The sequence below is a fragment of the Dyella subtropica genome (assembly GCF_026283965.1).
GTDB classification, from domain to species: domain Bacteria; phylum Pseudomonadota; class Gammaproteobacteria; order Xanthomonadales; family Rhodanobacteraceae; genus Dyella_D; species Dyella_D subtropica.
The window spans coordinates 39,433-64,479 of sequence record NZ_JAPDPD010000021.1; the positions used below are offsets into that span (position 1 = coordinate 39,433).

Below are 25,047 nucleotides of genomic sequence, written 5' to 3' on the forward strand. Positions count from 1 at the left end.
CCTGAATGCCCCTGCCCCCGCCGTCAATTGGCCAGCCTGCTTACGACCATATCCAGCAGCACCCTGAGCCTTGGGAGCCGGCGCATGTCGCGGTGATAGCCCATCCAGATCTCACGCACAGGCGGCTCTTCGCCCAGATCGATGCGATGGAGCTGCTCGATGGCGTCGCCCAATGGCCGTGGCAACACGGCGATCCCCGCGCCCTCGCCGCACATACGCGCCTGCACCGAGCGCGAGTTGCTGCGAAAGACGATGCGCGCGTTCGGCAGCATGCGCTGCAACCACGTGACTTCGGGCATGCCGCCAAAGGCAAGATTCATCACCAGCAACGATGCGCCCTCGCCATCGCCGGGCACGGGGCGCGGATGGACCGCCGACACATAGACGCCGTAAGGCATGCGGAGCAGTTTGCGGGAAACGACATCGGGCTCGTCGAACGGCTGGATGCGAAACGCCAGGTCGGCTTCCTGGCGCGACAGGCTGAAAAGCCGCGAATCGGTCAGCAGTTCGACGCTCACGCACGGATACCGCCTGGAGAACTGGGCGGTGACGGGCGTCAACACATACTCGGCAAACCAGTCCGCCGAGGTGATGCGCAACATACCGTCGAGTTGCTGTTCCTTCCCGGCGAGCCGGCGCTGAAAGGCGAGCGCCTCTTCCTCCATGCGCTCGGCATGACCGAGCACCGCCGAGCCTTCGTCCGTCAGCACGAAACCATCCTTGGTGCGCTGTAACAGCCGCTGCCCGAGCGCCTGTTCCAGCGCCTGCAATCGTCGCCCCATGGTGGGCTGGGTCTGTCCCAGTTTGCGCGCGGCACCGCCCAGTGTTCCTTCGCGGGCAACAGCAAGGAATACGCGCAGATCACTCCATTCCATCCACACAACCTCAATCGAACTCACGGGCTCGTCGCCAAGAACGGCCACGACACCCATGCAATTGTGTATGAAGCCCGCACAATTCAATCAATCAACATGCAGAAATATTTGGCGTAGCTCACGCAGCCACGCTCGGGCCAGCCGGATTGGGTTGTGTATCGTCCATTACGAGAGCAAGAAGCCAAGTCCACAAAGGCCAGCTCAAGTAACGAACGGCCCTCGCTGCCGTCCAATCTCCCAGGACACGCCGCCGCGTACCGTCGCAGCGAGCTGCTGACCCAGTCGCTGTTCGATAATCTGAAGGTTATCCGGCCAGCCCCGATTCACTCTGTCGCTGCCTCCAAGGCTAGCCGGACAAAAGTCAGATTCGCTCGTCGACCATCCGAAGTGAATCTGACTTTATTTCTGCACCTCAGGCAGCTTCGCCTTCCAGCAGGAAATCCAGCACCGTGCGTACGTAGGTGTCCGGATGCTCAACGTTGGGAAAATGGACGGTCGGCAGGATCACCAAGCGCGCACCCGGCACGGTCGCAGCGATGTGCTCGCCATGGCTTGCGAGCGTGATGGTGTCATCCCTACCCGCAATCACCAACGTGGGGCGATTGATGAGCGCGATCGTTCGCCGCATGTCGTTGTCGCGCACCGCGGCGAAGGAGCCTGCCAGCCCTTGCGGGTTGGTGGAAAGCAACATGTCGCGGAACGGCTCAATGGCCGAGTGCTCTGGTTCAAACATGTGGGCCGGGAACCAGTTGGCCAGGAATCCCTGCGCTACGGCGGTCATGTCGGGCGATATCTTCAATGCGTTGATGCGTGCATCGAACTCGTCGACTGGCCCCAAGTGGGCTGAAGTATTGCTCAGGATGAGCAGGTCGACGCGATCCGGCGCATAGATGCCCAGCCACTGTCCCACGAAACCACCGAGCGACAAACCAAGAAAGTGGGCGCGTTCGATACCCAGCGCATCGAGCAACTCGATGACGTCGCGACCTAGCCGATCCATCGAATAGGCGCCTTCGGGTGAATCCGATTCGCCGTGGCCGCGGCCGTCGTAGCGCAGCACGCGAAAGTGCTCGGTCAGCGCGGCTATCTGGCCATCCCACATGTGCAGCGTGGTGCCGATGGAATTTGAAAGGGCAAGCACCGGCTTGTTGGCGTCACCGTCAAGGCGGTAGGCCAGGCGGCATCCGTCGCCGGTGGTGATGAAAGTGGTGTCATTCATGGCACTTTGCTTCTCGGGGTTGGGGGTTGGGTTGGAGCCTGTACGGGTGGAGATGCTGGATGCTGCCGCCACAGGTAAGAGATTTTCAAAGGTGAGCGTGCGCCCCCTTTTTTGTGTACGAAATTCTCTTTGCAGCAGAAGAGCGCAGATCTCGAATTGAGCGGTAAGGCGATTAAGTTCTTCCGCCTCAGCGCCGTGCTTGACATGTTATATAAGCGCTTATATACATGTCTACATGATGCCCGGACTTGGAACCCAACTACGCCATTTGGTCGAGCTGCTCGACGGAGCAGTGGAAGAGGCTTATGCCTTGGCGGGGCTGCGCTATCGACCGCGCTTCACGCCGGTGATGCGTGCCTTGATGGTGTGCGAGCCTTCCACGATCGGACAGATTGCGGAGGCCGCAAAGATCACTCAGCCTGCGGCGACACAGACGGTTGCCTTGATGATCAAGGAGGGGCTGCTCGCCTCCGAACCTGGGCCGCTCGATGGTCGCCAACGACTGATCCGTCTATCAGCGAGCGGTCGCGCGATGCTGCCGCGACTGCGCGAATGCTGGAAGGTAACGCAGTTGGCCGCTGAGAGCCTCGATGCGTCGCTACCGCACCCCCTATCGACGTTACTTGACGAGGCGATCGCGGCACTGGGCGTGGAATCGTTCGGCAAGCGGATGGCGAAAGCACGTACGCAACTGCCCGGTGCGGAGCCTCCATCCAGTAAGAGTGCTGCGGGGAAACGTAATTCAGGCGCAGGGAAGAATGCCGCGAAGAAGAAACGGGCTGGTGATGCATGACTGCCGGCCTTGCGCAAGCAAGGCACCTCGCGAACAACGGCAAGAGATACACGAAGATCGCTTCATTCCATCGACAGCTCCGCGGTCGAACTCACGGGCTCGTCGCCATGAACTGCCGCGACACCCATGCAATTGTGCATGAAGCTCATGCATGTCTTTCGATCAACATGTAGAAATATTTGGCGTAGCTTACGCAGCCACCTCCCGGACGGCCGCGCACGCAAGCAGACACCGCCTGACCCGAACGCCTTGGGACGCCAAGCCCTCCCCCACCGAGATACCCATGAACAGCTCTGCGATCGACATCCCGGGCTATACGTACGGAACACCTGAGGTTGCGCTCTCTCCCGCCACACTCGCTGATCTTGAGCGACTAAAGGTGTCAACAGGATTCACGAAAGAAGACGAATACTACCTGCACATGGCGGGTGTCGTGCTCGACGCGCAGGTCGAGACCATCGTGAATCACTGGCGAGCCAACATCATCGCGGGCATCCCGCACCTGGCCAAGCACTCGCGCAACCTGGATGGCACGCCAGCCCCGGACTATCTGGCGCGGAGCAATCAGCGGTTTCAGCAGTGGATCCGCGATACGTGCCTGCGCCCATACGACCAGGACTGGCTCAATTACCAGCATGAAATCGCTCTCAGACACACTAGCTTAAAAAAGAACCAGACGGATGGCGTCACATCGACGCCCTACGTGCCTTACGGCGACATCATCGCCTTCGTTGCGGTGCTCAACGAAACCATGCACTCGTATCTCGCTGCCAATGGCCATGACGCCGCCGCCGTTTCCGGCATGCACAAAGCCTGGTGCAAATCGATGCATATCCAGATCGCGCTCTGGGCCGGGGCCTACATGGACACTGAGGCTGCTGGCAAGGAATCGTAACAACCGGCTCGAGGGGCATCGCGAGTTCGCGACCCGTTTGGCGGCTTTTGTAGATCACCCGGCCATGCGCCCTCACCCGTTTGCCGTGAGCCGGCGAACCGGGCGCGGGTCCTCCCCCTCCCTATCAACAAACGAGGTACGAACATGTCGACCATCAGAACCGCAACAACGTGGCAAAGGGCTCTTTCGCTTGCTTTGATAGGAGCATGGGCCGGATCGGCATTGAGCGAGGAGAGTGTTGTCGACAAGGTCAATGCCGAAGCCGCCAAGGGGGTTATCGTTACGCATGCGCTGCGCGCCAACGTTGCGGAGCTGGAAGGGTCTGGCGGCAACATCACGGTTTTGAGCGGCCCCGATGGCAAGTTTCTGGTCGACTCCGGCATCGGCTTGTCCAAGGCTGCCATGCAGGCAAGCCTGGCCAAGCTTGGTTCATCGCCTGTCAAATACGTCGCGAATACCCATTGGCATTGGGATCACTCGGACGGTGACGCATGGCTTCAACAGGCAGGTGCCACGGTCATCGCCACTCCGCAAACGGTAAGCCACCTCACCCAGGCCTCACGCGTCTCGGATTGGAACCACACGTTCCCACCCGTCTCCGCGGATGGTGTGCCATCGGTCCGACTGACGGCCGACAAGACTTACACGATGAATGGCGAATCCGTTGTCGTGCATCCGCTTATGGCGAGTCACACTGACGGCGATATCTCGGTCTACTTCAAGCATGCCGATGTGCTCGCAACAGGCGATACGTTTTGGAATGGCGTTTACCCGTACATCGATGATGAACATGGCGGTGGCATCAATGGAACCATCGCTGCGGTCGACTCCTATCTGAAATTCGTTACCGACAAAACGATCATCGTTCCAGGACATGGCGCGGCGGCGGACCGCAAACAGCTACTCGAGTATCGCGATATGCTCGTCGCGGTCCGCGACCGCGTCGCGGCACTCAAACATCAGGGAAAGACGCTGTCCGAGGTTGTCGCGGCCAAGCCCACCGCACCGTTCGACGCCAAGTGGGGCAAATTCATCGTGACGCCGGAGCTGTTTACGAAGCTCGTCTACGAAGGCGTGTAAGCGGATCTTGATGGATAGCCACCCGCGCTCAGACGACAGGCGGCCATTGGCAGACATGCCCGTGGCCGACATGGATGAGACGGGCGTTCAAGAAGGCGCCTCTCCCCGTCGTAAACCAAAGCTTCAGTCGGCAAGGCGTGCGCGATAGTGCTCTGGCAGAAGCGCTGGACGAATGGACTTGTTTCATGGACTAACTGAATTCAAACCCGCCGTCGGCATTCGCATACTGGGTCACTATGCAAGCATTGCCTAAGGACCTGATCCATGAACATTGCCGTTTTCGATACTCACGTCGTCCGCCCCGACGGTCGCAAGATGCATTTCGACATTCTCGTGCGCGATCGCGCCAACGATAAGGAACAAAGTATCGTGCTGGAACACGGTCGTCGCTATCTCGCGGCCAAGGGGATTCCCGCCAGCCATCTGACCGCATCGGAATGCCGCTTCTGTCATATCGAAACGGCCTCGCCCCAGGTCGAGGCGGAAATCAACGAGACCGGGTTTGCCATCATCGAGTTGAAGAACTGCGATTGAGCAAAATCGGGATCAAGTTCACTTTCTGGGAGCATACCTAGCGGTACTGCACCGATCTGTCGGCAGCGCTGGCCAACGCAGTGCCGTCAATGGACGGACTGCACGCTCATACGACTGGGTGGCATGGGTGAGTGGTAGCATCCGTCGCCAACCTGAGAACATATCTATGGCAAGACATTGTTGCGAAGACATGGCTCGACACGTAGAGAAGCCGTGCATTGAGCATACCCAGCCCTTGGACTGTCCAGATCGAGTGATCAAGTACTCACCCGTGTTCGATGAGTACGGCCTCATCATCCATGATGGCGGCTCGGCATCCTACAGCATCCTGTATTGCCCCTTCTGTGGCATGAAGTTACCAGCGAGCAAACGAGATCGCTGGTTCGACGAACTAGAGGCAAGTGGATTCGACAACCCATCATTGGATGATGACATTCCCGAGATTTACAGAAGTGACGCTTGGTATCGCAGGGATCGTGGCGCGCACTAGGAAACGCGACCCTATAGCCAATATCAATCGACCACCCGCTTTCTCAACAGCCTGCCAGGGCGCCAGGAGGGTCGCGGCAGGATGCACCCCTGTATCAAACACAGCGACGGTGGGTGCGTCGGGCGGAGGGCTTCGTTCGAACGTGCTCTGGGCTACCCGTGTCTGATGGGCTCCATAGTTCCTGGTTCGTCGACGCCCAGAACTATCGCTTAGAATGGAACCGGCTTTCCCGCACAGGAAAGGCCTCTGCTCCCCTTGCACACGAAAATCCCGACACGTCCCTCGAAGAGACACTCCCTTGCAAGATATGACTGGTCGGTTGATGCAGCACAAGCGAAGCCTATGGAGAGGTGCGCTCATTTCTCCCTGGGTGGTGCCCGTAGGTCTGGCGCTTCTCCTCGGGGTCATCTGGCTCGTCGGGAGCCTTGTCGGTGCAGGCGACCACGACCCGGAGCCACCGGGCGCCGTTGCGGGATTCCTTCTGTTGATCATTCTTTTCGGTGTGCCATTCACCTATCTGGTCACGTTCGTGTGCGTTGTCCCGATGGCACTCTTGCTTCGGGCTCGGCAAGCGCTTTCAACAGCAAGGCTATGCCTTTGGTGTGCTCTCTTGGGGCCGGTGACCATGTATGCCTATGCGCGGTTTATGAATGGCCAGCCCGACCAAGTCCTGAAACCTTTCGGCATCGCAATGGGAGCGAGCTATGGCCTGATCTCCGGCGCGGCCTTCTGTCTGGCCTCCGGCGTGCGGCTATTCGCCGGTCGCCGGGGTGCGTAACAGGTACGGGCAGGACGATAGGCGCGGCGCCATCCTGACGACCTGACGATCTCATGCGAAGCGACGGGACGCATGGTCCATTCCGGCCTTGAAGGCGAAGTGGTCTGGCATAGACTTTTCATTTGGGCAATGAGAGTCAGCGGATTGCATGGTTCTTCGGGCAACCCAAGCACGGCCTGTAGTCACTCCAGCGCCCGTGCTTCTCGGCACCAAGTAAACAGCCGCAAACGTAGCACGTATCCCCTCCCCCCCTACTCCAGCGCCAAAGTCGAACACACTGGAAGAGCATCATCAGAACAGTGACGACAAGCCCTGCAAGAAAAACATAATCAGGCCACTGCGAGTCGACCGGTCGACCACCAAGACTTCCTGGTAAGTCGTAGATGGTGTCCAGCACCCAAGAAGTTAGAGCACCGAACAACAACGGCATGAGACAAGGAAGCAGCATTCGAAGCTGCATCTTGGTTGTGTACGACATGGAACCCCTCCCTGCGTAATGGCTACTGGCCGTAGCCTGTAACGCTTCCGTCTCATAACTTGAGATCTCTGCCGGCAGGTTGTTTAGTCATCGTGATGATTATGTGATGACCGATTTGACGCCATGACAAAGGCCATGGAAACCCATGACGAGTGGCTGGTAGAGGAATGCCTTGATTCGAATGGACTATCTATTAATCGTCCTTCGAGCCAACGGGTGGCCGGCAGGAATAAGTGCCGTCGCTCAAGGTGCGCCGAGTTGATCATGCGCTTTGACGACGCGCACTTGGTCACAGAAAAAAATCGAAACATGCTCAGACTTTATTCGCCGAGTTAATCACTGCAACTTCCCTGTCAAACCGGTCTGGCATTTTTTCCATCGGCCCATGACATCGGCGACGCAATGTGGCATATGTTGCCGGCCGAGAGTCACGTCGGCGGAGAATTACGTTGGTTTGTAGTGCGGAATCGCGAGTCTCTATTGAAGAGGGATATTCATGAGCAGTCCGTTCGACGACGACAGCGGCCATTTCCTCATACTCGTCAATGCTGAAAACCAGCATTCGCTATGGCCGGACTTCGCGGACATTCCAGCGGGCTGGCGTGCGGCCTGCCTGGCATATGTGGAGAGAACCTGGACCAACATGCGTCCCGGTCGTTTGATCGCGGTGATGTAAACCCCCGTTACTTGACAGTGATGATCGGCCGCCATGCGGCTGATGCGGGTTGGGCCCGTGCGCCGCAGAGGCAGGGGCTGGTACGTCGAATGGCAGAGCCGGCAAAGGATTTCGAGACCTACGTCTTTAATCTTTAAGGAGGGTGGCTTGAGCGATATTCAGTCTGCGCGTGCGCCGATGCGCACCACGGGGGCGTCCTCATGATTCCCTTGTCCTACGCCCAGCAGCGTCTCTGGTTCCTGCAGCAGCTAGAGGGCCCTAGTGCGTTGTTCAATGTCCCGCTGGTGCTGCATCTGCGCGGCCCGCTGGATACGGAAGCCCTGCGTGCAGCGCTGGACGACGTGGTGTGCCGCCACGAAAGCCTGCGTACGGTATTTGCCGACATCGATGGCATTGGCCGGCAGATCGTGCGCGAGATGGGCGAAGTGCGGGTCCCGTTCGAACTGCGGGACAGCGATCCCGACATGGTGGAAGCCGCTCAGCGAATCGTGGCGGCACATGCCTTCGATCTCGCTCAGGACATACCCGTACGCGCAACGGTATTCCGGCTGGGTCCGGATGAGCACGTGCTCCTGCTGTTGCTCCATCACATCGCCAGCGATGGTGGTTCGCTGGCGCCGCTCACCGATGACTTGGCGGCGGCCTACGCAGCGCGCAGGCAGGGCCACGCACCTGCCTGGGCACCCTTGCCGGTGCAGTATGCGGACTACAGTTTGTGGCAGCGCGAATGGATGGACCAGGCGCGCGATCCCGACAGCGACGTCGCGCAGCACCTGGCCTATTGGCGGTCGACGCTGGCCGGCCTGCCGGAGCAGCTCAACCTGGTTACCGACCGGCCGCGACCCGCGCATGCCAGCCACCGTGGCGCGGGTATCGAGCTGAAGATTCCCGCACCGTTGCATGGCCGTCTGCGCGAACTGGCGCGCGAGACCCAGTCGAGCCTGTTCATGGTGCTGCACGCCGCGGTCGCTGCGCTGCTTTCGCTGCATGGCGCCGGCGAGGACCTGCCGATCGGCACCTCGGTGGCCGGCCGCGACGATGAGGCCATGGACGCGATGGTCGGCCTGTTCGTCAATCTGCTGGTGCTGCGCACAGACACCTCCGGCCATCCGAGCTTCCGCGATTTGATCGGCCGCGTGCGCGCGGTAGACCTGGCCGCCCTGGCTCACCAGGCACTGCCGTTCGAGCGCGTGGTCGACACCGTCAATCCGGTGCGTACGCAAGCCGCGCACCCGCTGTTTCAGGTTGCGTTGATGCTGGACAACAACGTTGCCGCGACGCCCGCCGTTGCCGGGCTGGACGCCACTTGGCGCTACGCCGACACCGCCACGGCGAAGTACGACCTGTGGTTTGGCTTCGTCGAGGAAACCAGCCCGGACGGCTCGCCAGCGGGTCTGCTCGCTACATTGGAGTACGCCAGCGATCTGTATGACCACACCACCGCACAACGTTTCGCCGACAGGCTCCTGCGCCTGCTGTCGGGAGTGACCCAACATCCCGATGTGCCCCTGAGCGAGATGGATCTGCTCGAGGCATCAGAGCGCAAACGGCTGCTCGTGGATTGGAACGCAACGGCGCATACCACCCCCGCCGGAAACCTGGCCGATGCCTTCGCCGCCGTCGCCGCACGCCAGCCCGATGCCATCGCAGCCCGTGCCGGCGAGCGAACGCTGACCTATCGCGAGCTCGACGGTAACGCCAACCGCCTTGCCCATCACCTGCAATCGCTTGGCGTCGGACCCGACGTCTTGGTCGGGCTGTGCCTGGAGCGCTCACTTGAGCTGTTGACAGCCACCCTGGCGATCCTCAAGGCGGGCGCGGCCTATCTGCCGCTGGACCCGGACTATCCCGTCGAGCGCCTCGCGCACATGCTCGGTGAAACCATGGCGCCGGTCGTGGTCACCCGGGCCGATCTGGTTGAACGTCTCCCCGCACACTGGGGAGCGCTGGTGGTGCTGGACGAAGAGGCCGAGGCTATCGCGAAGCAAGAGGCGACTGCGCCGCTGCATGCGCTGCAGCCGGAGCATCTGGCCTACGTGATGTACACCTCCGGCTCCACCGGCATACCCAAAGGTATTGCGATCACGCATCGCAACGTATTGGAACTGGCGCTGGATCGCCGCTGGCAGGGTGACAGCCAGGAGCGGGTACTGCTGCATTCGCCGCAGGTGTTCGATGCCTCGACGTATGAGATCTGGGTGCCCTTGCTGGGCGGCCGGCAGATCGTGGTCGCACCGCCTGGCAAGACGGATGTGGAGGTGCTCGCGCGCAGCATCGTCGAAGGGCGGGTCACCGCGTTGTTCCTGACCACGGCGTTGTTCCGCCTGCTTGCCGAAGCGCCGGCCTGCTTCGCCGCTGTGCGCACGATATGGAGCGGCGGCGAGGCAGCATCCCCGCAGGCGTTTCAGCGGGTCATCGAAGCCTGCCCGCAGGCCACGGTCGTGCATGTCTATGGCCCCACCGAAACGACGACATTCGTGACCTGCTATCCGATGCATTCGCCCTTTCGCATAGACGCTGGCGTGCCGATCGGCGCGCCGATGGACAACACGCGCGCCTATGTTCTGGATGCCCGGCTGCGACCGTCGCCGACCGGTGTGCCCGGTGAGTTGTATATCGGCGGCTCGGGGTTGGCGCGTGGTTACCTGCATCGCCCTGCCCTCACCGCCGAACGCTTCGTGGCCGATCCATATGGCCCGCCCGGCAGCCGCCTGTACCGCACCGGCGATCTGGTGCGCTGGCGCGCCGATGGCCAGCTCGATTTTGTCGGGCGCGTCGACGATCAGGTCAAGATCCGCGGCTTTCGCATCGAGCCGGGCGAGATCGAGGCCGCATTGCGCGAACTGCCCGGTGTGGCACAGGCCGCCGTCATGGCCCGTGAGGACCAGCCGGGCCACAAGCGCCTGGTGGGGTACGTGGTTGCCGCGCCGGAGCATGCGATAGACCCTGCGATGCTGCGCCGCCTGCTCGGCAACCGGCTTCCCGAATATATGGTGCCTGCCGCGATCGTGCCGCTCGACGCGCTGCCGCTCACCAACAACGGAAAGCTCGACCGCAAGTCGCTGCCGGCACCGGATTTTGCACCGGCCGTGTGCCGTGAGCCGCGCACGCCGCAGGAAACCTTACTCGCAAAACTGTTTGCCGAGATTCTCGGCCTGGAAAAAATAGGTATCGACGAGAGTTTCTTCGACCTTGGCGGCGACTCGATTCTGGCGATCCAGCTCAAGGTGCGCGCGCAGCATGCCGGCATCGCTTTCGAGTTGGCTGGCCTGTTCGATCACCAAAGTGTCGCCGAGCTGGCGACCATCGCCGGTTTCACGGCAGGCTCCGCCACCCGCGCAGTGCAGGCCTTCGAGCTGATCTCGCCCGACGACCGTCAGCGTATTCCCGACCACATCGAGGACGCCTATCCGCTCGGCCGGGTGCAGGCAGGCATGGTGTTCTACAACCGCTACGACACCGACTCTGCGCTCTATCACGTGGTGTTCTGCGCGCTGATACGCATGCCGTTCGACGAGTCGTTGATGCGTGAGGCGCTGGGCGAGCTGAGCCGGCGCCACGAGGTGCTGCGCACCAGCTACGACTTCAGCAGCTACAGCGTGCCGCTGCAGCTGGTGCATCGCACTGCCAGCATGCCACTGATAGTTGAGGATCTTCGCGCTTTGGACGAGGCGGAGAAAAATGCGACGTTCGAACGCTGGTGCAGGCAGGAGGCGCGCCGGTCTTTCGATATCTCCGTGGCGCCGCTGCTGCGCGTTTTCGTGCACCAGATGACTGATGCACAGTTCCGCTTCACGCTCAGCTTCAACCACGCGGTGCTGGATGGATGGAGCGATGCCAGCCTCGTCACCGAGCTGCTGCAGCGCTACCAGGCCCGGCTCGGTGGCCGTGCGATGCCCGTCGAGCCGCTGTCGATCAAGTATCGTGACTTCATCGCGCTGGAGCTGGAGGCGATCGCCTCGGAGAGTACCCGTGCGTTCTGGCGGGACATGCTGGCGGGTTATCGGCCGGTGGAGCCGCAACGCAGCCTCGCGATACAGCCGCAAGCGGCGTGGGAGAACCGGCGCCCGGAAGACTTCGCGGTCATCGCGATTACCGAACGCACCACCCAGGGCCTGATCGACCTGGCCCGTCAGGTCCAGGTGCCGCTCAAGACGGTGCTGCTGTCCGCGCATCTGGCCGCACTAAGCGTATTGACGGGCAGTCGCGATGTGGTGACGGCGATCGTCAGCCACGGTCGTCCCGAAGCGGTTGATGCGGAAAAGCTGATCGGGCTGCTGCTCAACGGCGTGCTGCTGCGTCTGCGTATCGGCAACACCCACTGGAAGGGCCTTATTCGTCAGGTGCTGGAGGCCGAGAGTGGCATGTTTCCGCATCGCCGCTACCCCTTGCCGACCATCCTCGGCGACAACGGCCTGCAAAATTCGGTCGGCGTCATTTTCAACTACATCCACTTCCACGTGTATGAGCAACTGAGCGAGCTGGGAGAAAAGCTCGACGTCGGTGGCGGCGAGAGCCATTCGGCTTTCCCGCTCGGCATGGATTTCCAACTCAGCGCCAAGGGTCTCGAAGGCACGGTCACGGGTCATACCCATCTCTACGACCCCGCCACCTTGCAGCGCTACGCGGATTGCTATGCCGACATCCTGCGGACCATGGCGGAAACACCCGATGCGCCGGTACACGTTCGCAGTCTGCTCGGCGAAGAGGAAGCGAAACGCATCCTGGTCGACTGGAATGCCACCGTGCGCTCGATACCGGGTGCCTCGATGCCGCCGGGCATGTCGGCCGAGGGTGTTCGTGCCTACATCCTCGACGGCACGCTTCAGCCGGTACCGCCTGGCGTGGCGGGTGAGCTGTATCTCGCTGGGGATGGCGTTGCGCATGGGCACCTGGACCAGCCTGGATCGACAGCGCAACGCTTCGTCGCCCATCCCTTCGCTGAAGGACTGCGCATGTACCGGACCGGCGATCTGGCGCACTGGTCGCCGGACGGATCGATTGTGCTCGTAGACCAGGCTGGCCGTGGCCCGCGTCACGGCGATGCCGGCATCGATATCGACGGCATCGATGCTGTGCTGCGCGCACATCCGGCCATTGCACAAGCGGCCAGCATTCTGCGCGAGGACGAACCGGGGCGTAAGCAGTTGGTGTCCTACGTCGTCGCGCGGCCTGGACAGACACTGGATACGGAAGAGCTACGGCAGAGCCTGGGCAAGCATCTGCCGCCACACGTCGTCCCAGCCATTGTCATTGCGCCGGATTCGCATGCTGTCTCGCTGCAAACACGCTTGGACAAGGAGACCGCCATGTTGTGGTAGCGAGACTTTCTCAGCGATCGATGGGTCATGGGGTGTGCCCGAATGCGCACACACCGCAGGGTCGGATCTTCAACTTGAAACAAGCGTCAGCCGATGAGGGAAACGCAATGAACAAGTTCAGCCGTTACTGCCGATCTATTCTCTTCACGCCAGCGCTGGTGACCGAACGTTCGGTCAAGGCGACGACATCACATGCGGATATCTCGCTGATCGATCTCGAGGATTCCGTCGCGGCAGCCCGCAAGGCCGAGGCCAGGGCACGCGCCGTGGAGTTCTTTTCCAGGCGCGCCGAAACGCCGTGTCGCCGCGCCGTACGCATTAACAACCTCGGCAGCCCCGATGGCCTGCTAGACCTGCTGGCTTTGCGTGAGTGTCTGCACGGGCCGGAAGTGGTGATGATTCCGAAAGTGGAATCGCCGCGCGACGTGGAGATCGCCGGCCAACTGCTGGGCAGCCAGGTCGAATTGATCGTGATCATCGAAACGTCTCGCGGCGTGGAAAATCTTTCCGCCACCCTCGCCGCGAATGCCCACCTGACCGCTACGATTTTCGGTGCCGCCGATTTCGCGCTGAGCACCGGCTCATCGCTCGACTGGCACTCGCTCTACCACGCGCGTGCGCGCCTGGTCACAGCCACCCGTGCCGCAGGCCTGCATCCGCTCGACTCGCCCTGGTTCGACGTAGTCGACACCGCCGGCCTGGAAACCGCCGCCAAGCGCGCCCGCGACCTGGGCTATGGCGGCATGGGGGCGGTGCATCCGCGCCAGGTGCCGATCATCAACGCGGTGTTTTCCCCCAGCACGACGGACATCGAGCACGCGCGCCGCATCACGGTGGCCAGTCACAGCGACGGCAGCGGCATGTGTCTTGTCGATGGTGTTGCCACGGGGGCGCCATTCATCGAGGCGGCGCAGCGGCTGCTGCATGAGTTCGATGCCCGATAGCTCACACGACTGACCCCTGGAAAACATACGGAGCATCATGCAACAGGCCCATCGAATCCCGCTTCCCGAAAGCAGCTTATCGACCCCACCCTACGTGGTCTCCGATATCGCTCCGCTCCGGCGTGTGGTCGTGAACTCGCCCTCGCCGACGGATTATCACCTCGAAGTCGCCACCGGCAATTTCCTGCATTACAACCCGCCCCCCGAAGATGCGGCGCGGCAGCACGCGGAGTTCGAGCGACTGTTGCGAGCTGCCGGTGCCGAAGTGCTCTCGATCGAACAACTGCTGGACGAGGCCATCGAGGCGGCCCGTGCAAGCGGACAGTTCACGACATGGTTGCGCGCCGCCCTGCCCAGGCTCGCAAGCCTGGCCGATACGGTCACCGGCGCCACCCTGCTGACGCGGACCGCACAGGTGCAGTTCCAGACGGATGCCGAGGGCGTCTATCGGCACATCGTCGATCATCGTCTTGGCCTCGCGTTCACCCGGGACGTGGCGGTCATGACGCCGCGCGGCCTGGTGCTCGGCAACTTCGTGTCGCCTTCCCGCCGCAGTGAGGCGTTGCTGATGCGTTTCGCCACGCAGTTCGCGCCCTCGCTGCGCGACTACCCCGTGGTATTCGACGGCGCAGAGGAAGGGCTTTTCCTGGTCGGCGGAGACCTGCAGGTAGTCGACGAACACACCCTCATGATCGGCGTCGGGCACTTTACTGACCCTCGTGTCGCGCCACGGCTGGCCAAACGGCTCGGCATGGACGTCATCGCCGTGCAGATGCGCAAGAGCGAGGTGGCGCGCTGGAAGCCGGATTACGACCTCCTGATGCATCTGTTCCTGCATCTCGATACCTGCTTCACCCGTGTCGACGACAAGCTTGCCGTCGCCCTGCCTTATTTCCTGGAGGCGGAGTACGCGGACAACGACCCCCTGACCCGTTTCCTGAAAGGGTTGGTGCTGGAGCCCACCGTGGACATGGAGCAAGCCAGGGCCGCCATCGCCTGCCTGGCGGACATCGGATGGGTCCGCCGCTTTCGGGCGGGCAGCGGCGAGGAGGACCTCAGCATCGGAAAATTGAAGCTGGTGGATCTGGTCCGCCAATGGGGATGGCAGGTGAGCTTCGTCGGCGGATCGCCCGATGGTCTCGACATGGAACATTTCTTCCGTGTCGTGCTCGCCGAGCACCACAAGCAGGCGGCGAACCTGGTCGCTACGGCTCCGGGCAAGGTGCTTGCCTACGAAGGCGCCTCACGCACCAAGGCGGCGCTCGAAGCCTGCGGCGCGAAGGTGCAGGCCTTCAACGGGCGGGACCTCTGGCCTTGGTGGGGCGGCCCGCACTGCCTGACCCTGCCCCTCGAACGCGGATGAACGGTGTTCGCATCCCACATTCTTCGACACATGCAGCACGTATCGACAGCGACGACATCCATTCCCATGGGAGAGTGCAATGAACGACAGCGTTCTTAATGACAGCGTTCTTAGTGAGATCACTGGCCCGCATCGCTATCGCAATGCGGAAGCGATGCTCGCCCACGGCGAGCGGGTCTGGCTGCGCGCGGCCGAAAGCGGGCTGCTGAACATCCAGGTCGATCACGAATCCAACGACCGCCTCATAGTTCGCGAGACCGGCCATGAGTTCAGCCTGTTGTGTTCCTGCTCCTACCTTGGCCTCAACCACCACCCGAAGATCATCGAAGGCGCAGTGAGCGCGTTGCGCAAGGCGGGCACCACCGGTCTGTCGATCGCGGAAATACGCGTCCGGCTGAATCTGCTGGTGGAACTGGAGGAAAGCCTGCGTGACCTGTACGGGGCTCCCGCACTGCCGGGGGTGAGCTGCAGCGTGCTTACCGCGGGCATCCTGCCGCTGGTGGCTTCTGGACACATCGGCGGCGGCGGGCCGCGAGTCATGGTCTTCGACCGTTTCTGCCACTTCTCGATGGCCTACATCAAACCCATCTGCGGCGACGAGAGCCTGGTGCTCAGTTGCCCGCACAACGACCTGAACTATCTCGAAGACATCTGCAAGAAGTATCCGCGCGTGGCCTATGTCGCCGATGGTGCCTATTCGATGGGCGGGCGTACGGCGCTCGAGGGCCTGCTCGAACTGCAGAACCGTTACGGCTTGTTCCTGTACTTCGACGACTCGCACGCGCTCTCGATCGAGGGGCCGCGTGGCGAGGGCTATGTCCGCTCCAACATCGAGATGAACCCGCTGACCCTCATCGTCGGCTCGTTGGCGAAGGGCTTCGGCGCCTCGGGTGGCGTCGCCATGCTTGGCAGCGAAAAGGACTTCCAATTCCTGTATCGCAACGCGGGGCCGGTGACCTGGTCGCAGAACATGGATGTGCCCGCCATTGGCGCCTGCCTGGCCAGCGCGGATTTGCACCGCACGCCCGAACTCGGGCAATTGCAGGCAAAACTACGTCACAACATCGACGTCTTCGACCAGCGCTTCCCCACGCGCTTCTCGGGCAATGGGCTCCCCATCCGCTTGATCGAGGTGGGCGACGAAGACCTGGCGGTGCGCCTGTCGGAACAACTCTTCCGCGCCGGCTACTACTGTTCCGCAGTCTTCTTCCCCATCGTCGCGCGCGGCGCCGCCGGTGTTCGCGTGATGCTGCGTGCGGATTTCGCTCCCGAACGCCTGGACAACTTCTGCGACGTCGTCGAGTCGCTGATGGTGAGTGCCTGATGTCCGCGCTTCCTGGCGCAACCGGCGCCTTGGTGGCGCCGGACCACCATGACACCGTGGAGAGAGTGAGCATGGATCACGAGGATCGCTTATGGGGTTACAAGCTCGTCGGCGAGAACCGTTACCGCGAGGTGATCGGGTTCTGCTACGACGACTTCCGCCTCGGGGATGTCTTCGAGCATCGACCCGGGCGCACCTTGAGCGAATCGGACAACCTGCTGATGGCGGGCTTCAGCATGAATCCCTCGCCGCTGCACATCGATGCCGAGTACTGCGCGCACACGCCATGGAAACGGCCGCTGATGTCCAGCCTGGTGACTTTCAGCATCGTCTGCGGCATGAGCGTGCGCAGCACCAGTGGCCGCGCCCTGGCCAACCTCGGCTGGGACAAGGTTCGACTCACGCACCCGGTATTCGCCGGGGACACCATTTACGCGGAGAGCCACATCCTGGCCAAGCGCCTGTCGGAGACGCGCCCCGGCGCCGGCATCATCACCTGCGAGACGCGCGGCCTGCTGTCGGGCGGCGAGGTGTTCCTGACCTACGAGCGTAGTTTCCTCGTGCCCACGCGTGGCAACGATACCGAACGTTTGGCGAGGTACTGACGCGATGGACGCGATGAAGGCAGTCGTTTACGAAGGCAAGGGTGGGCCCGAAGTTATCGTCACGCGCGAGTTGCCCATGCCGGTCTGCACACCGGATTCGCTACTCGTCAAAGTGCACGCGAGTGCGCTCAATCGTGGCGACGTACTGCAACGCGAAGGCGAATACGACATACCAGCGGGGCAATCCACCATCCCCGGCATCGAGATTGCCGGCACCGTGGAGGCCTGGGGCGAGAACGTCCGCGGCTTCACCGAGGGGCAACGCGTCTATGGCGTTGTCGAAGGCGGCGGCTTTGCGGAGTTCTGCCTGCTCGATCGGGGCATGGCCAATCTGATTCCCGAAACGATCGGTTTCGAAGAGGCAGCGGCTACCGCCGAATCCTTCCTGACCTGCAACGAGACCTTGTTCGAGCTTGGCGGATTGGCGCCCGGCGACCATGTACTGATCCACGCCGGTGCCAGCGCCATTGGCACCACCGCCATGCGGATGACCCTGCATGCCGGTGCCCGGCCGATCTGCACCGTTGGCTCGCCACGCAAGGCCGAAGCCCTGCATGCGTTCGGCGCGTCGGCGGTTATCGAGTACAAGACCCAGGACTTCCTCGCCGAAGTCTTGCGCCTGACCGGCGGCGAAGGCGTTCCGCTGGTGCTGGATTTCGTGGGCGGCGCCTATCTGGAACGCAATCTGCGTGCCTTGCGCCTGGGTGGTTGCCTGGTGGTCGCCGGCCTGCTGGACGGGCTGTCGGCAGAGATCGATCTGCTGCTCGTGGTCGAACGCCGCCTGCGCATCAAGGGTTCCTCGTTACGGTTGCGCCCGATGCGAGAAAAGCGAGAGGTGAACAAACGGTTCCGCAGTCGTTGGATCGAACCGCTTGAACGAGGCGAAATCCGGCCAGTGATTTATGCCACTCACCCCATCGCCGAGGTAGCTCAGGCTCAGCACCTGATGGAAAGCCATCAGAACATCGGCAAGATCGTGATCGCCGTTCGCGATGCGAACGGACGGATGTTGTTGTGAGCAGGCGCTGCGGGGTGTTTTTTGAGTTTGCGTTCTCCAGGTCGCGATAGCCCAAAACCAAAGCAAGAAACCGCGAACCAAAGGCTTACCTCCCCATGCAGCCTGATTAGCGTCGACTCTCAGCTGGTGCGGTTTTGCCCCTCCCCTTGCTTGCGACGCAAAGCTAGTCCCGGCGAATCAGCGGGCCACAGTCACCCCACTGTGCACGTCGCTGACACCTGGCGTATCCAGGGTGAGTGTTAAGGCTTTTGCCAGCACTTCGGGGTTGGTGGTGAAACCGGTCAACATGACATGGCCTTCGTCGCTATGGACACTGAGCTTGGCGTCACGCGTCATGGGATCATCAGCTAGCCTGCCTCGTACCGCTTGGGATAGCTTGTTATCCGCATTGAGATCCAACCAGTGGACGCCGACACGCGAATCAGCCGAATGGTCGGCAATCCGCATCACGCATCCACCCAGGCTACTCACCAATAATTCGGCTACTAAAACGCCGCGCAGCAATTTCGTACTTGCTCCTTTTCGGTCTCCGAAGATCAGGGCTTCTGCGGCCCCCTGGATTCAGCGCGCACGCTATGGTCATACGCTGGGGAGTGGCTTCAACATGCCGGTTGTCACGTAGCCTGCAAGATCGGCGTGCGCATCGATCCGCTCTATTCCTTCGTTCGCCGATGAGTACTGCTGTGCCAGCTGCAGTCATTCTCGTCGAACGCCCCCGTCCCGCAGAATCCACCCCGGAGAAAGCTTCAGGTTCCAGCCCTTACCGCGATACTCGCCACCTTCGAAGGAGACGGTGCCTGGCACCGAGGCTGTCTTACCATCGGCGGCCACGAGCACGCCATCGCTTACCGTAAGCGTTCCCCACTCGTCGCGGATCACGACGGTCGGATACACGGTGCCGCTGGGTGGCAAGGCAAATAGGTTCCGGGGGTCAAACTGGAAACCTGTGTGTATAAGCGGCAGCCGGATCGTAGGGCCGTCGACCAGCAGGGTTTTCCACTGAGCTGCCTGACGATCGTGCGCTTCTTCCTTTGTTCGCTCTTCCTTGCTGATATCGGCGTAGCCATACCGGTCACGGATCGATGCGACATCGGGTAGCGCGGCATCGGCGATCGAATGATGCAGTATGGCGCCGAGATCGCTATCGGAACGCAGCTTCATACGCCAGCTCGGTGCAAGAGCATCAAGCAGCAGCCCATAGGCAGGGCCGGACGCATAGGCAAAGCTGCGCATGTAGCCGTTGCGTTTGTCGTAACTAGCCAAGGTCTCGATTGTCGAATGGGCAGGATCGGTCGTGTCACCAAGGCGCTTGCCCGTGTATTCGGCCAGCCCTTCGTTGATTTCCAACGCATTTTCACGCTTTGCAGCATCTTCGACCTGCTTCCGACGCCAGGCACGAAAGGCCAGTGCATCGCGCGCGGCTACCAGTCGATCCTGTCCGCGCGTTTGCAACGCGAGCGCCAGCGCCCGCCATTCGAGCCGCATGGCCACACGCTCGTCATAACCATCGAGATGATCCGGTAGTGGCAGGACAGGCGGCGGAAGTCGATGCGGCTGAATGCGATGATACGCTTCGTGCATCAGCAACTCTGCGCGCTGCTGCCGATCGGGCGGAAGTGGAAGCTGAAGCATCGTCCAACGGACCCCGGCCCATTCTGTCGCGGTGTTGGCAACGCTGATGTCTGCGGGTAGCGAGCCGGTAAATATCTTGCCTTGCCGACGAAGTTCGTGGCCCGGTGTGTCGCGATCGGTGTAAATGGCGCGTGTGTCACGATTCACCAGCATGATCGGTCCGCAGAGGCTCATCCCCCATAGACGGCCGCCATCGCGGGTGCATAGTGTCCGATACTCGTCGATCGCAGACGATGCCGACTGCGCCTGAGACGAGGAGAACTGCTGGGTTGGTGATGCCGCGGCCAGCGCACATCCGAACATTGCTCCGATCGCCAGGCTAAAGCGATAACGATTCTTTGCGTGCATTGTTGTTTGAACTCGCATCGGTAATGGAGTTGTCTTTGTAGACGACGATGGTGTCGCGAGCATGCCGGCCATGTATCAAAGATTCGCATCGCGACATAATCGCGATACGTTCTCTTTCTATAGTTAAGACATGTCGAGCAAAGCAGCCAGGATTATCCTCGTCGAGGACGACGACAGCGTGCGCGAAGCGATCGTCGCTTATCTCGGCCGGCACGATTTCGACGTGTCGGGCGCTCGCGATGCCAGTGAATTCGACGCCCTATCAAACCATCGCCGCGCGGACATCATCATTCTCGACATCATGCTTCCGGGGGAAGACGGATTATCGATCTGTCGCCGGCTGAGGGACGGAGGGCCACCTGTTCTGATACTGAGCGCTTTAGGCGACACGACCGATCGCATCGTCGGCCTGGAGATCGGCGCGGCGGATTATCTGGCCAAGCCGTTCGATCCTCGCGAACTGCTCGCTCGCGTGCGGGCCATCCTGCGCCGTGAGGCACCGCGAACCCAGACATCCGAGCAGTCCTTCCAGTTTGAAGGGTGGCTGTTCGAGCCCGGTGCGGCTCGCCTGACCGCGCCCGACGGGACACTGGTGCCCCTACCCGCTGGCGAGCTGCGGATGCTGCTCGCCTTCGTGCAGCATCCGGCGCAGGTTCTCAGCCGGGACAAGCTGCTCGATCTGACGCATGAAACGCCAGATGGCCCCTTCGATCGGGCGATCGACATCGCGGTCAGCCGGTTGCGTCGAAGATTGTCCGCTGCTGACGGATCGGCGCTGATCGAAACCATGCGCGGTCTCGGCTACCGCTTTCGTGTCCCGGTCCTGCGCCGGTGAGGCGGTCGCTTCCCATTCTGGCGCAAGTGGCGGCGCTGGCATTCAGCACCCTCGTCCTCGCCTTCACCCTGTGCTTCGGCATCGTACTGTTGACACCGGCGCCTACCCCCATACGGATGACGATACGCGAGGCGGCGATCGCCCTGCGCGGCGATGCAAGTGACGGGTTCCAGACCGCCGTTCGCGCTACGCCGCCGACCGGCCCGTATGTGCGAGAGGTGGAAACCGCGCTGGCACAGGCCATGCGCGTCCGACCCGAACGAGTACGCGTGCGCTGGCTGGACGGCGATGGTGCCGGGAAAGCGAGTGGAACGGGGCAGAGCGTCGTCTTGGTTGGCGACCGGACATTGCTGGTGGACAGCGATGCCGGCGGCTTCCGGATGCGCTACGGTGCCGACGCCCTGATTGAACCGGATGCGGAGATGCCGGCATTCGAAGCATCCATTCAGCAGATGGATGGTCGCTGGCGTTCGGTCACGCCCACCGACCGGCACCTGGCCGCATGGCGCCTGAGGATGATGTTGGCCTTCGCTGCGGCGCTCGGCTTATTGGCAGTCCCGGTGTGGATCGCCGCACGCAGTCTCTCCAGGCCCGTCCGGAAATTGGCTGAAGCCGCGGCGCGTAGCGGTCTGAATACGAAAGCGCCCTTTCCCCTCGACGGCCCGCCCGAAGTCGAAGCGGTCGGCGCGGCCATGAACGCCATGCACGCGCGATTAGCGAAACAGGCCGAAGAACGGTTCCGCGATTTCGCGGCGGTCGCGCACGACATACGCACACCGTTGACGGCCCTTCGCATCCGTGCCGAACTAGTCCCGCAAGGCGAGCGCCAGCGCATGATCGATGACCTCGACCGTATGGCTGCCATGATCAGTGAGGTGCTTGACTATGCGCGGATCGATCGGCAACCGGCCAGCCTCGACAGGATCGACCTGACCAGCTTCGCGGCAAAGATGGCGGCCGACCGGCGCTCGCTTGGGCAGGATGTCAGCGTCATTTCCGGCTCGGCCCATGCCTCCGTGTTGGCCGATGAACCGATGTTGCATCGAGCCATCGACAATCTTGTCGACAACGCTTTGCGCTTCGCCGGAAGCGCCGCGCTGACGATCGAGGATGCGGGCGATCAGGTCGAAATTCACATCGACGACAACGGCCCCGGGATCCCAGCCAATGCGCTTCCCGGTATCGTCGCTCCCTTTCAAAGGATGGAACCTTCCCGCAGCCGTTCAACCGGAGGCGTTGGCCTCGGTCTGGCCATAGCCGATCGCATCGCAACGGCGCATGGCGGTCGGCTGATATTGACGAACCGTGTACCGCATGGGCTTCGCGCAACGATCACCCTTATGTCACGCAGCTCGGCTTAGCGCCTGTTTTCGCGCCATCCTCTCGAAGCCTGTTCAAAATCTCCGCGTAGCCCGTTGCAGGAGATTTTGAACAGACTCTGAGCTGACGGGAACGGTTGGGGGACCGTATGGACGAAGCATCCATGTTCCGACCTACGAACTCCGCCCTGAGAACTAACGGTCCGCTGTCAACAAGCCTGCTGCAGCCTGTAGGCCCGACAGCATCGCCGTGGGTACGCCAAAACCCGGAAACGTCGTCTGGCCCGCCAGATGCAGGCCCGGCAGCGCGGTGCGATGCGGAAAGTAAGCATTGGGATTCGCGCCAGGTGCGATGCCGTAGAGTGCGCCTTCGTGTAGATGCCGTTCGCGCGCGAAGGTGGCTGGATCGATGGTTCTCATCGTCTCAACTTCCATGGCCGGCAGATGCTTTCGCAACGCGGTCAGATGCCCTTCGAGCGCACGCTCTGTCATGGCCGGCGTCCACTGTTCGGCGTGATCTATTCCGGACACCGGCGCATACAGTTCAATGACCGCCCTGCCCGCTGGCGCCACGCTCCTCAACACCTGGCTCGGCGATGTCCAGGAAAGCCAGCGGGGTGTACCGGTCCCGACCCGATGCAACTCGCCTTGCCGGCTCATGGCAGGAACGTGATTGACGATGAAGGATCTGGAGGCCGCGTCGAAGCAGCCACCAAGTTGCACGGCGACGGCCCGATGCGACAGCGGTGCCTTGCGCACGACGCGCTGCAATGCACGCGGCACGGCGGTCGCCGGCAACAAATGATTGACCACGCTGAAACCGGCACAGGTGGCGATGACGTCGCGTGCTGGCAGGTATTCGCCGCCTTCCAGCATCACACCCGTCACGCCACCGCTGCCCACTTCGATCCGCTCGACTTTGCAGCCGCAACGCACAGGCACACCCAACACCTGTAGCGCGCGATGCGGCGCGGCGGTAATCGCGCCCATCCCGGTCTTCGGCAAATGGAAGCCTTCCTCCAGCAAAGCCAGCAGACCGATCAGCTGGGAGGACGGCAGGCGCTCTGGCGCGGTGCCGGTGTAGAGCAGGATAGAAGCCACTGCCGCCTGCAGGGAGGGGTCGGGAAAGTAGCGGGCGATCAGGCGATCCGCACGGCCAGCCAGCTTCGGCAGATAGCGCCAGAGTTGCGCCAGCGTTCGCGGCAATGACGGCTCGAACGGCAGCACGTCATCAAGCAGCCGGCGATAGATGGGTTGCCAGTCGCCCTGCAGTTTGCGCAGGCCGTCGCGCAATAGTGCAGTACGAGATGATGCCTGAAGCCCCTCCACCCGCGCCGTTTCGAGTGCCCCAAGATGCACCGTCGTGCCATCGTCGAGATGCGTCTCGTGCGGATGATCGATAGGCACCAGAGGCACCTCCGCGTCGAAGTCCAGCCCGAGCTGCTCAAACGTCAGGCGAAGTAGCGATGGCACGGCCACGTAGACAGCGCCATTGTTAAACGTATAGCCGTCCACTTGTGCGGTGGAACAGCAGCCCCCCGGTTGATCCGCCGCCTCCAGCACGATCACTTCGCGGCCAGCACGGGCCAGCGCCAGGGCGGCAGAAAGGCCGGACAGGCCGGCGCCGATCACGATGACGGGAGTAGTGTTGCGGGACATGGGTAGCCTCGTCCAAGCGTTGTGAATGCGGGAGCGCACGCACGGCCGGCGGGCGACCATCGCCGCGCCATGGTATGCTCGCTCCACCATAATTGAACAATGCCCAATTATGGGCATTGTTCAATATCGAGTCAGACATGTCCACACCCACCCGAACCCTCGGCAAGCGCGACCGCACTCGCGAACACCTCTCCGCAATAGCGCTGGCGCTGTTCTGGCAATTTGGCTACGAGACCGTCACCATGGAGCAGATTGCAGCCGAAGCGGGTGTCGCACGCGGCACGTTGTACAACCACTTCCCCGTGAAAGAGGCGGTACTCGTGCACGCCTTGCACGGCGAACTGGCTAACGATCTCGGGCCATTGCTGCGCAAGGCGATGGCGCGTCGCACCCTACAGACGCGACTTGCCGCGATCCTGGATGCCTCGGCGCAATGGTGGGAGTCGCACCGCGACTATGCCGCGCCATACATTCGCTACCGCTTCCAGGCCATCGGGAATGAACAGCCTGGGCAGAGCGACTCCGACATGTTGCCGCTCTACGCGCAATTGATCGCACAGGCGCAGGCGGAAGGCGAAGTCCGCAACGATATCGCCGCCCCACTCCTGGCCAGCCACCTGCATTTCCTCTATCTCGGTGCAGTGCTTCGTTGGCTCGACGATGACTCGGTAAGTTTGCCTGCCGAGCTTGCGCGGACGCTGAAATTCTTCATGGCGGGAGCAACTGTGCCGAAGCTCTAGACACATCGCTCAATGAGCATCACCTAACCCACTTCCACGATTTTCTTGCCATACACCCATAGAGCCTGTTCAAAATTTCTACGCCGGCCTATATGTCGCCGAATGCAAACGCCCCGGTATT

21 protein-coding genes are annotated in these 25,047 nt (G+C 61.9%); 16 read left to right on the forward strand and 5 right to left on the reverse strand.

From position 1 onward, the window contains the following. Window positions 1-23: 23 nt before the first annotated feature. Both OUZ45_RS17055 and pcaD read right to left on the reverse strand, forming a co-directional pair. Window positions 24-875 (reverse strand): LysR family transcriptional regulator, encoded by an 852-nt coding sequence (locus tag OUZ45_RS17055; protein ID WP_266171364.1) that lies wholly within the window; start codon window positions 873-875, stop codon window positions 24-26. A 412-nt stretch (window positions 876-1,287) separates the two neighbouring features. Next, complete coding sequence (pcaD, locus tag OUZ45_RS17060) at window positions 1,288-2,094, reverse strand: 3-oxoadipate enol-lactonase (protein ID WP_266171365.1); 807 nt, start codon at window positions 2,092-2,094, stop codon at window positions 1,288-1,290. A gap of 268 nt (window positions 2,095-2,362) precedes the next feature. On the opposite strand from pcaD, the gene OUZ45_RS17065 reads away from it, so the two are divergent. From OUZ45_RS17065 to OUZ45_RS17120, 13 genes are all read left to right on the forward strand, one after another. Further along, window positions 2,363-2,887 (forward strand): MarR family winged helix-turn-helix transcriptional regulator, encoded by a 525-nt coding sequence (locus OUZ45_RS17065; protein ID WP_266171366.1) that lies wholly within the window; start codon window positions 2,363-2,365, stop codon window positions 2,885-2,887. A 151-nt stretch (window positions 2,888-3,038) separates the two neighbouring features. Continuing rightward, window positions 3,039-3,782, forward strand: coding sequence for a protoglobin domain-containing protein (locus OUZ45_RS17070; RefSeq protein WP_266171367.1), 744 nt, complete (start codon window positions 3,039-3,041; stop codon window positions 3,780-3,782). A 144-nt stretch (window positions 3,783-3,926) separates the two neighbouring features. Beyond that, the gene (locus OUZ45_RS17075) at window positions 3,927-4,862 is read left to right on the forward strand and encodes an MBL fold metallo-hydrolase (RefSeq protein ID WP_266171368.1); all 936 of its coding nucleotides are present in this window, start codon (window positions 3,927-3,929) and stop codon (window positions 4,860-4,862) included. A gap of 264 nt (window positions 4,863-5,126) precedes the next feature. After that, window positions 5,127-5,396: a DUF2024 family protein gene (locus OUZ45_RS17080; protein WP_266171369.1), complete on the forward strand. Its 270-nt coding sequence runs from the start codon at window positions 5,127-5,129 to the stop codon at window positions 5,394-5,396. 166 nt (window positions 5,397-5,562) lie between these two features. Next, on the forward strand, window positions 5,563-5,886 hold the full coding sequence (locus OUZ45_RS20900) for a DUF6980 family protein (protein ID WP_425601704.1): 324 nt from the start codon (window positions 5,563-5,565) through the stop codon (window positions 5,884-5,886). Between the two features lie 298 nt (window positions 5,887-6,184). Then, window positions 6,185-6,664 carry a hypothetical protein gene (locus OUZ45_RS17085; protein WP_266171370.1) on the forward strand — a complete coding sequence of 160 codons (480 nt, stop codon included), beginning with the start codon at window positions 6,185-6,187 and terminating at the stop codon, window positions 6,662-6,664. A 974-nt stretch (window positions 6,665-7,638) separates the two neighbouring features. Then, window positions 7,639-7,818, forward strand: a complete 180-nt coding sequence (locus tag OUZ45_RS17090; RefSeq protein ID WP_266171371.1) for an MbtH family protein — start codon at window positions 7,639-7,641, stop codon at window positions 7,816-7,818. A gap of 200 nt (window positions 7,819-8,018) precedes the next feature. Beyond that, window positions 8,019-13,139 carry a non-ribosomal peptide synthetase gene (locus OUZ45_RS17095; protein ID WP_266171372.1) on the forward strand — a complete coding sequence of 1,707 codons (5,121 nt, stop codon included), beginning with the start codon at window positions 8,019-8,021 and terminating at the stop codon, window positions 13,137-13,139. Window positions 13,140-13,246: 107 nt separating this feature from the next. Next, complete coding sequence (locus OUZ45_RS17100; protein WP_266171373.1) at window positions 13,247-14,083, forward strand: HpcH/HpaI aldolase/citrate lyase family protein; 837 nt, start codon at window positions 13,247-13,249, stop codon at window positions 14,081-14,083. Window positions 14,084-14,120: 37 nt separating this feature from the next. Next, window positions 14,121-15,446, forward strand: coding sequence for an arginine deiminase family protein (locus OUZ45_RS17105; RefSeq protein ID WP_266171374.1), 1,326 nt, complete (start codon window positions 14,121-14,123; stop codon window positions 15,444-15,446). Window positions 15,447-15,525: 79 nt separating this feature from the next. Next, entirely contained in the window at window positions 15,526-16,770 is a 1,245-nt protein-coding gene (locus OUZ45_RS17110) for an aminotransferase class I/II-fold pyridoxal phosphate-dependent enzyme (RefSeq protein ID WP_266171375.1), read from the forward strand. Continuing rightward, window positions 16,770-17,375 carry a MaoC family dehydratase gene (locus OUZ45_RS17115; RefSeq protein WP_266171376.1) on the forward strand — a complete coding sequence of 202 codons (606 nt, stop codon included), beginning with the start codon at window positions 16,770-16,772 and terminating at the stop codon, window positions 17,373-17,375. Before OUZ45_RS17110 ends, OUZ45_RS17115 begins: the two co-directional genes overlap by 1 nt. A gap of 13 nt (window positions 17,376-17,388) precedes the next feature. After that, on the forward strand, window positions 17,389-18,393 hold the full coding sequence (locus tag OUZ45_RS17120) for an NAD(P)H-quinone oxidoreductase (RefSeq protein WP_266171377.1): 1,005 nt from the start codon (window positions 17,389-17,391) through the stop codon (window positions 18,391-18,393). A 177-nt stretch (window positions 18,394-18,570) separates the two neighbouring features. Here the strand turns inward: OUZ45_RS17120 and OUZ45_RS17125 are convergent, their stop codons facing one another. Both OUZ45_RS17125 and OUZ45_RS17130 read right to left on the reverse strand, forming a co-directional pair. Next, complete coding sequence (locus OUZ45_RS17125) at window positions 18,571-18,840, reverse strand: BON domain-containing protein (RefSeq protein ID WP_266171378.1); 270 nt, start codon at window positions 18,838-18,840, stop codon at window positions 18,571-18,573. Between the two features lie 249 nt (window positions 18,841-19,089). After that, on the reverse strand, window positions 19,090-20,445 hold the full coding sequence (locus OUZ45_RS17130) for a hypothetical protein (protein ID WP_266171379.1): 1,356 nt from the start codon (window positions 20,443-20,445) through the stop codon (window positions 19,090-19,092). Window positions 20,446-20,503: 58 nt separating this feature from the next. Here OUZ45_RS17130 and OUZ45_RS17135 point away from each other — a divergent pair, with 58 nt between their 5' ends. Further along, the gene (locus tag OUZ45_RS17135; protein ID WP_266171380.1) at window positions 20,504-21,208 is read left to right on the forward strand and encodes a response regulator; all 705 of its coding nucleotides are present in this window, start codon (window positions 20,504-20,506) and stop codon (window positions 21,206-21,208) included. 26 nt (window positions 21,209-21,234) lie between these two features. Then, window positions 21,235-22,569: a HAMP domain-containing sensor histidine kinase gene (locus tag OUZ45_RS17140; RefSeq protein ID WP_266171381.1), complete on the forward strand. Its 1,335-nt coding sequence runs from the start codon at window positions 21,235-21,237 to the stop codon at window positions 22,567-22,569. Window positions 22,570-22,722: 153 nt separating this feature from the next. On the opposite strand, the gene OUZ45_RS17145 is transcribed toward OUZ45_RS17140, so the two are convergent. Continuing rightward, window positions 22,723-24,186, reverse strand: a complete 1,464-nt coding sequence (locus OUZ45_RS17145) for a phytoene desaturase family protein (RefSeq protein ID WP_266171382.1) — start codon at window positions 24,184-24,186, stop codon at window positions 22,723-22,725. A 137-nt stretch (window positions 24,187-24,323) separates the two neighbouring features. Here OUZ45_RS17145 and OUZ45_RS17150 point away from each other — a divergent pair, with 137 nt between their 5' ends. After that, window positions 24,324-24,926, forward strand: a complete 603-nt coding sequence (locus tag OUZ45_RS17150) for a TetR/AcrR family transcriptional regulator (protein ID WP_266171383.1) — start codon at window positions 24,324-24,326, stop codon at window positions 24,924-24,926. Window positions 24,927-25,047: the final 121 nt, after the last annotated feature.